Source organism: Ruegeria sp. BHSB172, assembly GCF_059613165.1.
In genome coordinates, this window is the sequence record NZ_JBXWRZ010000060.1 from 1 (window position 1) to 13369 (window position 13369).

Below are 13369 nucleotides of genomic sequence, written 5' to 3' on the forward strand. Positions count from 1 at the left end.
CCAGTGCCGAGCATGGCTCGTCCATCAACAGCACCTCGGGCGAGGTGGCGATGGCGCGGGCGATGCACAGGCGCTGCTGCTGGCCGCCCGACAGCCCGGTGCCGGGCGCATCCAGGCGGTCCTTGACCTCGTCCCAGATGGCGCCGCGGCGCAGGGATTTTTCCACGATCTCGTCCAGCTCGGCCTTGGTCTTGGCCAGGCCGTGGATGCGCGGGCCGTAGGCGATGTTGTCATAGATCGACTTGGGGAACGGGTTGGGCTTCTGGAACACCATCCCCACCCGCGCCCGCAACTGCACCGGATCAACGCTCTTGTCATAGATGTTTTCGCCATCCAGCCGGATATCACCTTCAATCCGGCAGATGTCGATCGTGTCGTTCATCCGGTTGAGGCAGCGAAGGAACGTCGACTTGCCGCAGCCCGACGGCCCGATGAAGGCCGTGACCGTCTTGTCCTCGATTTCGACGTTCACGTCCTTGATGGCATGCGTGTCGCCGTAGTGGACATTGACGTCCCGCGCCGAGATCTTGATCGTTTTTTCGCCCACTTCCTGCTCCGCTCGCGCCAGTTTATCCGGTTGCCGCAGGTAAAGACGCACATTGCCGAAAGGGCGTCCCCCGCAACTGGGCCATCGCATGCCGGGCGGTCAAAGGTCAAGCTTTGCCGCTTGTGCGGGGATCGGATCGATCACAGCGGCAGAATGACCGTAAACACCGCGCCCTTGCCCAGATCGCTCTCGACCCGCAGCCGGCCCCGATGCCGGTTGACGATATGTTTCACGATGGCCAGGCCCAGGCCCGTGCCGCCCAGTTGCCGCGACCGGTGGCTGTCGGCGCGATAGAACCGCTCGGTCAGGCGCGGCAGGTGCACCGGGTCGATGCCCGGGCCCTTGTCGATGACCTGAACCCGAACCGCAGCGCCGCGCACGGCTGGATCGCGCTCGGCAACCGCAACCCGCAGTTCGATGCTGCCGCCGCTGCCGCCATACTTGATCGCGTTCTCGACCAGATTCGTGAACACCTGCCGCAACTGGTCGGCGTCTCCGGGCAGGTGCACCGGCGCCTCGGGCGTCGTCAGAGCCAGCGTCACGCCCGCGCTCTCGGCCAGGGGGCGCAGAGTGGCCAAGGTGGACTCCAGCACTTCGGTCAGGTTCAGCCTTTCCGTCGGGCGCACCCTCTCTTCGCTTTCGACCCGGTTCAACGACAGCAAGTCCCCGACCAGCCGGTTCATGCGGCTGGCCTCGTCGGCCATGATCTGCAGGAACCTGTCCCGCGCGGCAGGGTCGTCGCGGGCCGGGCCGCGCAGGGTTTCAATGAACCCCATCAGGGCCGTCAGCGGAGTGCGCAGCTCATGGCTGACATTGGCCACGAAATCCCGGCGCATCTGCCGCGCCTGTTCCAGATGGGTCACGTCCAAGAAACTGGCCAGAACAGCACCGGCCGACACAGCGCCGACACCATCAATGTAACGGCAGTGGACCTGAAAGGTAGTGTCCTGCGCCCCGTCATTGGCCAGGTGCCGCGCGCTGGCCGACCCCTTGGCGCGCAGGCTCTTCTCGATCGCTTCGACGACCGGCGGCTGGCGCAGGATTGTGGCGAAGTGCCGGTTGTCGAGATTGCGCCCCAACAGGGTTCTGGCTTCGGCGTTCGCGGCGATAATCCGCTCGGTCTGGTCGATCACAAGCGCTGGCATCGGCACGGCCGAAACGAATTCGGCAAGGTTGGCGTCGGACATGAATGGCCCCTTGCGTCTAGTCTCCGGCACGCACGGGTTTCAGGCCGTCGCGGAATTTGCGCATGTTGTCCTGATAGTGCAGCGCGCTGAGCTCGATCTGCTGCGCTGCCGCCTCGTCCAGTTCGCGCACCACTTTGCCGGGCGCACCCATGACCAGTGAATTGTCCGGGATTTCCTTGCCTTCGGTGATCAGGGCGCCGGCCCCGATCAGGCAGTTCCGCCCGATCTTAGAGCCGTTCAGCACGATCGCCCCCATCCCGATCAGGCTGTTGTCGCCAATCGTGCAGCCGTGCAGCATGACCTTGTGGCCGATCGTACAATTCTTGCCGATGGTCAGCGGAAACCCGGCATCGATATGCATCACGCAGTTTTCCTGCACGTTGCTGCCCTGCCCCACGCGAATCTCCTCGTGATCGGCGCGGATCGTGCAGCCGAACCAGACCGAGGCGCCCTGTTCCAGCACCACCTTGCCGATCAGGTTGGCATCGGGGGCTACCCAGGTATCCTCGTGGATTTGCGGGGCGTAATCGCCCAGGGCATAGATCGTCATTTCATGCTCTCGAATTCTTGTTGCAAGGCGCGGACGTGCTCTTGCAGCTTGGGTTGCTGGATCCGCCGCATCCGCTCGGCGCTGACGATGGTTTTCAGCTTGTCCTCGGTCGCATCCAGATCGTCGTTGATCAGCACATAGTCGTAATAGCCCCAATGGCTGATCTCGTCCCAGCTTTTCATCATGCGCTTGGCGATCACCTCGGGCGCGTCCTGCCCGCGTGTTTCAAGCCTGCGGCGCAGTTCCTTGATCGAGGGCGGCAGGATGAAGATCGACAGCGCGTGCTTGCCCAGTTCCGAGTTGCGGATCTGCACCTCGCCCTGCCAGTCCACGTCGAACAGCACGTCCCGGCCGCTTTGGATCGCTTCGCGAACCGGGTCGGCGGGCGAGCCGTAGAAATTGCCGAAGACATGCGCGTGTTCCAGCATCTGCCCGCTGGCAACCTGCTGACGAAACGCGTCCTCGGACAGAAAGTAGTAGTCCGTCCCGTGAACCTCGCCCGGGCGGGGCTTGCGCGTCGTCGCTGAAACCGAGAACTGAAGATCGGGGTCCCAGTTCATCAGCCGATGGGCCAGCGTCGATTTACCCGCGCCCGAAGGCGACGACAGAATGATGAGAAGGCCCCGGCGATCCGCCATCTGTGATTGTCCTTGTTTATTCAACGTTTTGTACCTGTTCGCGCAACTGGTCTATCACCGCCTTTAACTCTAGGCCAACCGCCGTCAGCTCGGCGTTCTGCGATTTGGAGCATAAAGTGTTGGCCTCGCGGTTGAACTCCTGCGCCAGAAAATCCAGCTTGCGGCCCACCGGGCCGTCCTGCGCCAGCAGCGCCCGTGCCGCGGCGACATGGGCGGTCAGCCGATCGAGCTCTTCGGTGATGTCGGATTTCACGGCGATCAGCGCAAGTTCTTGGGCCACGCGGTCCGGGTCGGCACCCTCGGCGTTGTCCAGAACTCGGGCCAGATTCTGACGCAGCGCAACGGCCATCGCGTCGGCGCGGGCCTGGGCCAGATCGACGGCTTTCGCGGTCAGCGCCTCGATCCGGTCCAGATGTTCGGCCAGGACCGCAGCAAGGGCCTCGCCTTCGGTACGGCGCATCTCGATGAAATCCGCCAGCAGTTTTCCGAACGCGGCCTTCAGCGCCTCGACTAGTGGCGCGGGGTCATCGTCTTCGGCGCTGGTATCCAGCATCCCTTTCAGCGCCAACAGGTCGCCGGCCCGCGTGGGAGCCAGGGAAACGCCCTGTTGCGCCGCCAGTTCCTCAGCCCGCGCGATCGCCGAAAGCGCCGCGCGCATCGCCGGTTCGTTCAGGCTCAGGTCGGTGGCCGATTCCTGCCGCGTGATGCGCAGGGTCAGCGTTACGTTGCCGCGGCTGATCATGCGCGACAGCTCGGCCCGCAGCGCCGCTTCGAGCCCGGTCAGCCACTCGGGCACCCGCAGCCGCATGTCCAGCCCCTTGCCGTTCACGCTGCGCAGTTCCCAGCTCCAGCCATGCGGCCCGCAGCCCCCCTTGCCCGAAGCAAAACCCGTCATGGATTTGATCATGCCTGCCCTTTCCGACTTTCGCCCTGCGCTGCTGCACCTAATGCCATCGCACCGGTCAGGGCAAGGGTTTGCTGATGGCTGACTTCATCCGGACAAGTTAACCATTCGTTAAAGATTTGCTCCAATTTTAAGTAAACCCGTGTCAATCTGTCAGTCACAAGGACAGGTCGGTTGCAGTTGGCCGCAGCGCCGCAGCAGACCAAAGGACGGCCATTCGACACGAGGTGATGAAATGAAAACCTTCTTCGGGAACGGTTCCGGGCCGAAACTTGGAAAGATCATCGCAATGGACCGCTTTGGCAGTGGGCGCAGTCTGTCGCCGATCCGTCAGGCAGAATCTTACTGGACCGCGCTGCTGGGCGACGACGGGGTTCCCCGGCGGTCGCAGATCGATCCGCGCGGTTTGGAAAACATTCTCGAATACACGTTCATCCTCGAACGCATCGCCCCCGGGCTGGCCCGGTTCCGGCTGGCCGGAAGCCATCTAAGCAAGATCGCCGGCATGGAAGTGCGCGGCATGCCGCTGACCGCGTTTTTCGAGCCCTCGTCGCGCGACCGGATCACCGAGGAGTTGGAGACGGTTTTTTCCGAACCCGCGATCGGAGAGTTCGCCTTGGTTTCGAAAGGCAAGCTGGGTCGGGTCCGGCTCGAGGCGCGGATGATCCTGCTGCCGCTGCGCAGCGACCTGGGCGATGTCAGCCGGATTCTTGGCGTTCTGGTCAGTGATGGCGCAATCGGCGCCACGCCCCGCCGTTTTACGATCGAAGCCAGCCAGGTCCGGCCGCTGGTCGCGGTTCGGCGGCGGGCTGAAAAACCCCGGCTCGAGTCCGGGTTTGCCGAGGAGCAGACCGAGTTCAAGGGCCCGTCTGGCCATCTGAAGCTTGTCTATTCCCGAGACGATTGATCCCTGCTGGGGCGAACGAAAAACGGCGGGCCGAGGCCCGCCGTTCCCGTTTCGGATCAACCGAGATCAGCCTGCTGCGCGATTCTTGCGTTCGCGGCGCAGGTTGGTCAGCTCTTCGGCCACCAAGAACGCCAGCTCGAGCGACTGCGACGCGTTCAGGCGCGGGTCGCAGGCGGTGTGGTAGCGGTCCGACAGGTCCTCTTCGCTGACGGCGCGGACGCCGCCGGTGCATTCGGTCACGTCCAAACCGGTCATCTCGAAATGCACGCCGCCGGGGATCGTGCCCTCGGCCTGATGCACGCCGAAGAAATCCCGCACCTCGCGCAGGACCGATTCGAACGGCCGGGTCTTGTATCCGGTGGCCGACTTGATCGTGTTTCCGTGCATCGGATCGCAGACCCAGGTCACCTTGGCACCCTCTTCCTTTACGGCTTTGATCAGGCGCGGCAGATGCTCGCCCGCCTTGCCCGCGCCGAAGCGCGCGATCAGGGTCAGACGGCCTTCTTCGTTGTCCGGGTTCAGCTTGGACATCAGAACCTTGAGGTCCTCAGCGGTTGTGGTCGGCCCACATTTCAGACCAATCGGGTTCAGCACGCCGCGGCAGAACTCGACATGCGCGCCGTCGGGCTGACGGGTGCGGTCACCGATCCAGATCATGTGGCCCGAGCCGGCCAGCCACTTGCCCGAGGTCGAGTCCAGTCGCGTCAGCGCTTCTTCGTACTCCAGCAGCAGCCCTTCATGGCTGGTGTAGAATTCGACGGTCGAGAATTCATGGGTGGTGTCGGCGGTGATGCCGGCGGCTTCCATGAAGTCGATCGTGTCCTGAATGCGGTCGGCGATCTCGGAGTATTTCTGCACGTCCTGTTCGTCGGTGAAGCCCAGCGTCCAGGAATGCACGCGGCTCATGTCGGCGAAGCCGCCGGTCGAGAATGCGCGCAGCAGGTTCAGCGTGGCCGCGGCCTGGGTATAGGCCTGCAACATCTTCTCAGGCTTGGGCTCACGCGCCTCGGGCGTGAAGGCCAGCTCGTTAACGATGTCGCCGCGATAGCTGGGCAGCTCGACCCCGTCGATGACTTCGGTCGGGGCGCTGCGGGGCTTGGCGAACTGGCCGGCCATGCGGCCCACCTTGATCACCGGAACTTTGGCGCCATAGGTCAGCACCATCGCCATCTGAAGCATCACCTTGAAGGTGTCGCGGATCGCGTCGGCGCTGAACTGGTCGAAACTTTCGGCGCAATCCCCACCCTGCAGCAAAAAGGCCTCGCCGCGACCGGCGGCACCCAAATGTTGCTTGAGGCGCCGCGCCTCGCCTGCAAAGACCAGCGGGGGATACTGCGAAAGCTTGGCCTCGACCTTGGCCAAGGCGGCCTTGTCGGTATAGTCTGGCATCTGAACCCGCGGCTTGCTGCGCCAGTTCGATTTTTGCCACTCGGTCATAGCTTTGATCTCCGCTGATGTATTTCAGGTGGTCTCTATACAAAATCAACGGACCAGAGACCATAACCGATTTGCGCCTCTTGACGTCGGAAACAAGCTTTGAGCATGGTGGCGGTCAAATTCGCCGCAGGCCCCGTGCCTCGGCCCGCCGAATCAAGGACAGTTCGCCATGCAAGAACAACGCCAAGTTGTCACCGTGGACACGGACGCGGCGAAGCCGCGCAATTTCGTTTTTGTTCTGTTGGACAAGTTTTCCTTGCTCTCATTCGCTTCGGCGCTGGACAGTCTGCGCATCGCGAACCGCATGGCGGACCGGCAGATCTATGCCTGGAGCCTCGCCGGCGAAGGCGGCGAGACGGTGCAATGCTCGGCCGGAACCACGTTCCAGCTGGATCGCGATCTGGACGAGTTGCAGCGCGATGACGTTATCATCGTCTGCGGCGGGGTCGATGTGCAGGCCGCCACGACCAAGAAGGTGTTGAACTGGCTGCGCCGCGAGGCCCGTAAGGGGCTGCGGATCGGCGGGCTGTGCACCGCAGCCTATACCCTGGCCAAGGCCGGGTTGCTGGACGGCAAACGCGCCACGATCCACTGGGAAAACGCCGACAGTTTCGCCGAGGAATTCGAAGACGTCGAACTGACCAAATCGGTGTTTGTGCTGGACGGCAACCGGATGACGACGGCGGGCGGCACCTCGTCGATCGATTTGATGCTGAAACTGATCGCCGATGACTTCGGCGAAGAACTGGCCAATGCGGTGGCCGACCAGATGATCTATTCCTCGATCCGCACCGATCAGGACACCCAGCGCCTGTCGACACCCACCCGGATCGGCGTACGCCACCCCAAGCTGAGCCAGGTCATCTTGATGATGGAAAAGAACATCGAGGAGCCGATCTCGCCCTCGATCCTGGCCAAGGAGGTCGGCATGTCCACCCGCCAGCTCGAGCGGCTGTTCCGGCGGTATCTGAGCCGTTCACCCAAGCGCTATTACATGGAGTTGCGGCTGCACAAGGCGCGCAACCTGCTGATGCAGACCGACATGAGCGTGATCAACGTGGCGCTGGCCTGCGGTTTTGCCAGCCCCAGCCATTTCTCGAAATGCTACCGCGCACATTACAACACCACGCCCTATCGCGAGCGTGGGACGCAGAGCGGGCGGCTGTCGGTCTGAGCGCCTAGAACTTGTCCAGAATGAGCTCGTCGGGCGTGTTGATACTGAACTGCAGAACCGTCACGCCGTCGTTGCGTTGATGCAGAAGGGCTTAATAGCAGAGATAGCTGTTCTTACCCTTCAAATAGATCTGCATTCCCTGCGAAAAACCATTCGCGAGCTCTATACGCTTGGCCACATCTGCATTGGTCAGGCAATACGGAACAAGGTCACGCAGCTGACCTTGCAGGGTTTGCATCTGCTGCGGCGTGTATGCGTCAGCCCCCCAAATCGGCTGATAACGTTCGAGAATTCGCGGTTTTTTCATCTTGGTGTCGACGAAGGATTCATAATCGGCATAGGTCGCAAAAAAACCTTGTCGGCCGCGACGGGAAGGGGCGACAGGCAAAAGACTTTGGCTTCGAGAAGGCGGACCATGTCAATCCGCTTTGAAGTGTATCGCTACACCCCTAGGATGATCTGGCTAGCCTGTAAACGGCACCCTGCCCGACCGAGATGAACCAGATCGCCCCGTCTGGGGCCTGCACGATGTCGCGGACCCGTTCGGTTTCGGGGCCTTTGATCTGCTCGACCTCGCGCAGCGGGTTTCCGGTCAGCCGGGCGATATAGTCGAATTTCAGCGAGCCCACGAAAATATCACCGCGCCATTCGGGAAACATGTCGCCCGAATAGACCAACAACCCCGAAGGCGCGATGGACGGATCCCAGTACAGGCGCGGCTGCTCCATGCCGGGTTTGCTGGTGCCCTCGCCGATCTTATTCCCTGAATAATGCGTGCCGTAGGAAATCACCGGCCAGCCGTAGTTGGCGCCGGATTTGACAAGATTCACCTCGTCTCCACCCTTGGCACCATGTTCGGAAACCCACAAGCGGCCTCGCGCATCGATGTCGGCGCCTTGCGGGTTGCGATGGCCATACGACCAGATCTCGGGGCGGGCATTAGCCTGCCCGACGAAGGGGTTGTCGGCCGGGACCGTGCCATCCCGATTGACGCGCACGACCGTCCCCATATGGGTCGTCAGGTCCTGCGCGCTCGGCCGGTCTCCACGGTCGCCCAGTGTCACGAACAAGGTGCCGTCTGGCGATTCGACCACGCGCGATCCGAAATGCCGCCCGCCCGAGCCGCCGGGAACGGCCTCGAAGATCACGCGCAGGTTGGTCAGGCGGCGGCCGTCTTCGGACAGGCGTGCCAAGGCAAGCGCGGTTCCGGCCCCGCCAGGTTGCGGTTTGGAAAAGGTCAGAAAGATCTCGCGACTGCTCGCGAAATCACGGGCCACGGTCACGTCCAGCAACCCGCCCTGCCCCCGCGCTGCAACCTTCGGCACGCCCCGCACGCGCTGTGCCTGACCATTGCGGGCCAACAGCAGGTCTCCGTCGCGTTCCGTCACCAGAAAGCTGCCGTCGGGCAGTAGCCCGATGGCCCAGGGCGTGTCCAACCCACCCAGCATCCGAGTTGCATTCACCGGGCCGAGCGATGTCCGCAAGCCATCCGCCGCCGCGGCCACAGTCGATGCCATCAGCCAGAGAATCGCGAAAATCCGGATCATGATGAAGCCTCACATGCTGTCTGGGTGGGCGATGGCCCATGCCAAGCCCATCAAATCAAATAGTGTTAACGCCACCAAAAGCACATTTTCGTTAGGACTTTTCTTTTTCCGACAGCTTGCCTAGGGTCGGGCCAGAACGACATCGTTCCAAACAGGGAGTAACCTTATGAAAAAGCTGCTTACTGCAACTGCAGCAACCGCATTGCTGGCCGGTGCCGCAATGGCCGACGACGTCAAGCTGGGCATTCTGCTGGGCTTCACCGGACCGATTGAATCGCTGGCCCCGGCCATGGGCGCGGGCGCCGAACTGGCTATCGCCGAAGTGTCCGAATCCGGCAAGCTGCTGGATGGATCCACCGTCACCCCGATGCGCGCCGATACCGGCTGTATCGACAATGGTCTGGCCACCTCGAACGGTGAACGCCTGATTGCGGATGGCGTTGCCGGCATCATCGGCGGCGACTGCTCGGGTGTTACCGGCGCCGTGCTGCAAAACGTCGCCATTCCGAACGGAATGGTCATGATCTCGCCCTCGGCCACCTCGCCGGGCCTGTCGACCATGGAGGACAACGGCCTGTTCTTCCGCACCGCCCCGTCGGATGCACGCGAAGGTCAGGTGATGGCCGACATCCTGAAAGAGCGCGGCATCAACTCGATTGCCCTGACCTATACCAACAACGACTATGGCAAGGGTCTGGCCGACGCGATCCAGTCGTCGTTCGAGGCGGTGGGTGGCGCAGTGACCATCGTCGCCGCGCATGAAGACGGCAAGGCCGACTACTCGGCTGAAGTGGGTGCGCTGGCCTCGGCCGGTGGCGACATCCTGGTGGTTGCCGGGTATCTCGACCAGGGTGGTCTTGGCATCATTCAGTCGGCGCTGGACAGCGGCGCGTTCGACACGTTTGGCCTGCCCGGTGGCATGATCGGTGACTCGCTGCCTGCCAATGTCGGCCCCGACCTGAACGGCTCGTTCGGTCAGATCGCCGGGTCCGGCGGTGAAGGCGCCGAGAAGTATTTCGCCATGGCAGAAGCCGCTGGTTTTGACGGCTCGTCGCCCTACTCGCCCGAAAGCTATGACGCCGCCGCGCTGTTCATGCTGGCAATGCAGGCCGCGGGCTCGACCAATCCGGCCGACTATGCCGGCAAGGTGATGGAAGTTGCCAATGCTCCGGGCGAGAAGATCTATCCGGGTGAACTGGCCAAGGGTCTGGAACTGTTGGCCGCCGGTCAGGAAATCGACTATGTCGGCGCCTCGGGCGTCGAGCTGATCGGACCGGGTGAAAGCGCCGGCTCGTATCGCGAGATCGAGGTTCAGGACGGCAAGAACGTGACCGTCAAATTCCGTTGATCGTTCGGTTGACCACATGAGATCAGACAGCCCGGGCCTTGTGTCCGGGCTGTTTCAATGACAAAAGGCGCCACCCTTTCGGGAATGGGGCAACAGGAAGAGCCGCGAAAGCCGCGGACAGGGGAACACATGATCGTCGTCGAGGACGTGCACAAGCATTTCGGCGGTTTCCATGCGGTGGACGGGGCGTCGCTGGAAATCGAAAAAGGCTCGATTACCGGCCTGATCGGCCCGAACGGGGCTGGAAAAACAACTCTTTTCAACGTGATCGCGGGTGTTTTGCCACCGACCAGCGGCAAGGTCTGGATGGATGGCGAGGATATCACCGGTCTGCCCCCGCACGAACTGTTCCACAAAGGCCTGCTGCGCACCTTCCAAATCGCGCACGAGTTCTCTTCGATGACCTGCCGGGAAAACCTGATGATGGTGCCGGGCAACCAGTCGGGGGAATCGCTGTGGAACACCTGGTTCGGCCGCAAGCGGATCGCCGACGAAGAGCGCGCCCTGCGTGCCAAGGCCGACGAGGTGCTGGAATTCCTGACCATCGAACATCTGGCCGATCACAAGGCCGGCCAGGTCTCGGGCGGCCAGAAAAAGCTGCTGGAGCTGGGCCGCACGATGATGGTGGACGCCAAGATCGTGTTCTTGGACGAGGTCGGCGCTGGCGTGAACCGCACCCTGCTGATGACCATCGCCGATACGATCCTGCGTCTGAACAAAGAGCGCGGTTATACCTTCGTGGTCATCGAGCATGACATGGATTTCATCGGCAAGATCTGCGATCCGGTGATCTGCATGGCCGAGGGCAAGGTTCTGGCGCAGGGCACGCTGGACGAGATCAAGGCCAACGAGCACGTCATCGAGGCCTATCTGGGCACCGGCCTGAAGAACAAGGACAAGCTGGAGGCCGGGGCATGAGCGACAACCCCTACCAGGACGACAAGGGCAACAAGGACGCCTCGATCACCAATACCCGCGGCATGGGCACCATGACCCCGGCGCACCGCGTCAGCGGCAAGACCGAATATGTGGGCGGCGGCCCGTTCCTGATCGGCGACAGCATGACCGGCGGCTATGGCAAGGGCCCCGACATCCTGCACGATTGCACCATCTCGGTGGACAAGGGCGAGATCGCCGTAATCGTCGGCCCCAACGGCGCCGGCAAATCCACCGCGATGAAGGCAGTGTTCGGGATGCTGGATGTGCGCTCGGGCTCTGTGCGTTTGGATGGCGAGGACATCACCAACCTCAGCCCGCAGGACCGGGTGGTCAAGGGCATGGGCTTCGTGCCGCAGACCTCGAACATCTTCACCTCGATGACGGTTCAGGAGAACCTCGAGATGGGGGCCTTCATCCGCACCGACGACTTCTCGGACACGATGGAGCAGGTTTTCGAGCTGTTCCCGATCCTGCGGGACAAGCGCAACCAACCCGCCGGTGAACTGTCGGGTGGGCAGCGGCAACAGGTGGCCGTGGGCCGGGCACTGATGACAAAGCCCAAGGTGCTGATGCTGGATGAACCCACCGCGGGCGTTTCGCCAATCGTGATGGACGAGTTGTTCGACCGCATCATCGAAGTTTCGCGCACCGGCCTGCCGATCCTGATGGTGGAACAGAACGCCCGCCAGGCACTCGAGATTGCCGACAAGGGCTATGTGCTGGTCCAGGGGCGTAACGCCTATACCGGAACCGGCAAAGAGCTGTTGGCCGACCCCGAGGTGCGCAAATCGTTTTTGGGTGGCTGATCGACCGGACTCGTCTGGGCTGATATCAATGGGCCGAGGCTGGTTGAGCCCGGCCCTTTTTTTGTGGAACTGCAATCTGAAGAAATGATGACCAAAACGGGTCAGCAAACTTGACCTTACTGCGCCTGCAACACAGTGTACTGCGCCATCCAACTGATTCCCTTATTTTTTCCTGACGCCGCGCCCGAGAATGCAAAACGAGCATCTGAATTGAAATGCGTTGCGATTGCTCGATTGACGCCACAGTCGGCAATTATCCATCCCACTGCATTCGCCCGGAAACAGACCGGGTGAGTCCGCTAAACCGAGTTTTCCCCAAGGATGCCAACCGTGAAAACGTTACGAGTTTTCGGCCCGCCCGCTTGTTTTCCGACCGCGCTTCTTGCGCATGATGAAAGCTTCACCTGCAAGTTCATAGCGGGTGGCGCGGAATAAACGTTCAGGCACACTCTGGACCCCGATGAAAGTTCCATTGAAATTGACGGGATATCCACAATGACCAGTTTCCAGACGACCTTCACAACACGACCTATCCGATCGCAAATGACGAGTGGGCCGTCTCGATGATCCTCAACAAGCCCGGCATGACGTTCGGTGTTTCCGAACATCGCCCTGCGATGAGGAAAGATCACGGGCAATGCGCCTTGCTCGGCTCCTGACTCCACCACAACCAGCCCGAAAGAAAAACATGAAATCAATATTCGCCTTGGCGACCATCACATTTGCGGCAAGCATGGCTGCCGCGGAAGAACGCCACCTTGTCTGCATTTCCGATCGCGACGGGAGCGAAGTGCGCCTGAACCGCGATCCCATAGGCGACAAGGGAAGCATACAGACAAAGGTCATTGCCGGCGAAGCGATGGTCTTCAAAGGACTCGGAAGCATGACCTTCGTCCATATCGAAGATCAGGACGTCATGACTGTCGTGGTCCATTTCGAGGACATGAGCTATGAACTGAGCGTCAAGGGCCCTCATGCGGAACACGGTCACGGGTCCTGCGCGGAAACAAACGCTTGAGTCCCCCCTCAGCAGGCAGAGCGACCGCGCCGCCCCCTCCGGCGCGGTCTTTTTCTTTGGGGGGAGCCGAAGTGCCTATTCTGGTGTGTTCGAAGTCTATCAAACCGCATGAAAACCTGCACAAAACTGAAAAAATCCTGTTCCAAATTGTTGTGTATTTCGCCGGCGTCATGCCATAAAGCCGCACCCGGACAGTGAGAAGAAAATAATGGATCTACTGAACGCGTTTGTCGCGCTTGCGAACTTTGTGATCGTGCCCGCGGTTGCCTATGGCAGCCAGTTGGCGCTTGGGGCGCTGGGGGTCACCCTGATCTATGGCATCCTGCGGTTTTCCAATTTCGCCCATGGCGACACGATGGCCTTTGGC

Annotated in this window: 14 protein-coding genes and 1 pseudogene; 7 read left to right on the forward strand and 8 right to left on the reverse strand. The window is 61.7% G+C overall.

Going from position 1 to position 13369, the window contains the following annotated elements; translation table 11 throughout:
* The 5 genes from AC2FM3_RS16680 to AC2FM3_RS16700 form a co-directional block, all read right to left on the reverse strand.
* The coding region (locus AC2FM3_RS16680; protein WP_496684058.1) for a phosphate ABC transporter ATP-binding protein at window positions 1-547 on the reverse strand (547 nt) is incomplete at its 3' end.
* Between the two features lie 140 nt (window positions 548-687).
* The gene (locus AC2FM3_RS16685; RefSeq protein ID WP_496684060.1) at window positions 688-1734 is read right to left on the reverse strand and encodes a sensor histidine kinase; all 1047 of its coding nucleotides are present in this window, start codon (window positions 1732-1734) and stop codon (window positions 688-690) included.
* Between the two features lie 16 nt (window positions 1735-1750).
* Complete coding sequence (locus tag AC2FM3_RS16690; RefSeq protein WP_496684063.1) at window positions 1751-2284, reverse strand: gamma carbonic anhydrase family protein; 534 nt, start codon at window positions 2282-2284, stop codon at window positions 1751-1753.
* The gene (gene gmk, locus AC2FM3_RS16695; protein WP_496684066.1) at window positions 2281-2922 is read right to left on the reverse strand and encodes a guanylate kinase; all 642 of its coding nucleotides are present in this window, start codon (window positions 2920-2922) and stop codon (window positions 2281-2283) included. Before gmk ends, AC2FM3_RS16690 begins: the two co-directional genes overlap by 4 nt.
* 16 nt (window positions 2923-2938) lie before the next feature.
* A complete protein-coding gene (locus tag AC2FM3_RS16700; RefSeq protein ID WP_496684068.1) occupies window positions 2939-3829 on the reverse strand; it encodes a YicC/YloC family endoribonuclease in 891 nt (296 codons plus the stop codon).
* Between the two features lie 232 nt (window positions 3830-4061).
* On the opposite strand from AC2FM3_RS16700, the gene AC2FM3_RS16705 reads away from it, so the two are divergent.
* A complete protein-coding gene (locus AC2FM3_RS16705) occupies window positions 4062-4733 on the forward strand; it encodes a PAS domain-containing protein (protein ID WP_496684070.1) in 672 nt (223 codons plus the stop codon).
* Window positions 4734-4799: 66 nt separating this feature from the next.
* On the opposite strand, the gene AC2FM3_RS16710 is transcribed toward AC2FM3_RS16705, so the two are convergent.
* The gene (locus AC2FM3_RS16710; RefSeq protein ID WP_496684071.1) at window positions 4800-6170 is read right to left on the reverse strand and encodes a class II 3-deoxy-7-phosphoheptulonate synthase; all 1371 of its coding nucleotides are present in this window, start codon (window positions 6168-6170) and stop codon (window positions 4800-4802) included.
* Between the two features lie 169 nt (window positions 6171-6339).
* Here AC2FM3_RS16710 and AC2FM3_RS16715 point away from each other — a divergent pair, with 169 nt between their 5' ends.
* On the forward strand, window positions 6340-7344 hold the full coding sequence (locus AC2FM3_RS16715) for a GlxA family transcriptional regulator (protein WP_496684074.1): 1005 nt from the start codon (window positions 6340-6342) through the stop codon (window positions 7342-7344).
* A gap of 91 nt (window positions 7345-7435) precedes the next feature.
* Here AC2FM3_RS16715 and AC2FM3_RS16720 read toward each other — a convergent pair whose 3' ends face one another.
* Together AC2FM3_RS16720 and AC2FM3_RS16725 are read right to left on the reverse strand one after the other, a co-directional pair.
* Entirely contained in the window at window positions 7436-7732 is a 297-nt protein-coding gene (locus tag AC2FM3_RS16720) for a hypothetical protein (protein ID WP_496684076.1), read from the reverse strand.
* A gap of 61 nt (window positions 7733-7793) precedes the next feature.
* The gene (locus tag AC2FM3_RS16725; protein WP_496684078.1) at window positions 7794-8891 is read right to left on the reverse strand and encodes a PQQ-dependent sugar dehydrogenase; all 1098 of its coding nucleotides are present in this window, start codon (window positions 8889-8891) and stop codon (window positions 7794-7796) included.
* 166 nt (window positions 8892-9057) lie between these two features.
* On the opposite strand from AC2FM3_RS16725, the gene AC2FM3_RS16730 reads away from it, so the two are divergent.
* The 5 genes and pseudogenes from AC2FM3_RS16730 to AC2FM3_RS16750 form a co-directional block, all read left to right on the forward strand.
* Window positions 9058-10239: an ABC transporter substrate-binding protein gene (locus AC2FM3_RS16730; RefSeq protein WP_496684080.1), complete on the forward strand. Its 1182-nt coding sequence runs from the start codon at window positions 9058-9060 to the stop codon at window positions 10237-10239.
* 129 nt (window positions 10240-10368) lie between these two features.
* A complete protein-coding gene (locus AC2FM3_RS16735; protein ID WP_005983120.1) occupies window positions 10369-11157 on the forward strand; it encodes an ABC transporter ATP-binding protein in 789 nt (262 codons plus the stop codon).
* Entirely contained in the window at window positions 11154-11984 is an 831-nt protein-coding gene (locus AC2FM3_RS16740) for an ABC transporter ATP-binding protein (protein ID WP_496684081.1), read from the forward strand. Before AC2FM3_RS16735 ends, AC2FM3_RS16740 begins: the two co-directional genes overlap by 4 nt.
* A 706-nt stretch (window positions 11985-12690) precedes the next feature.
* Window positions 12691-13002: a hypothetical protein gene (locus AC2FM3_RS16745; protein ID WP_496684083.1), complete on the forward strand. Its 312-nt coding sequence runs from the start codon at window positions 12691-12693 to the stop codon at window positions 13000-13002.
* Window positions 13003-13210: 208 nt separating this feature from the next.
* Window positions 13211-13369: pseudogene (locus AC2FM3_RS16750) on the forward strand (branched-chain amino acid ABC transporter permease); the annotation flags it as partial.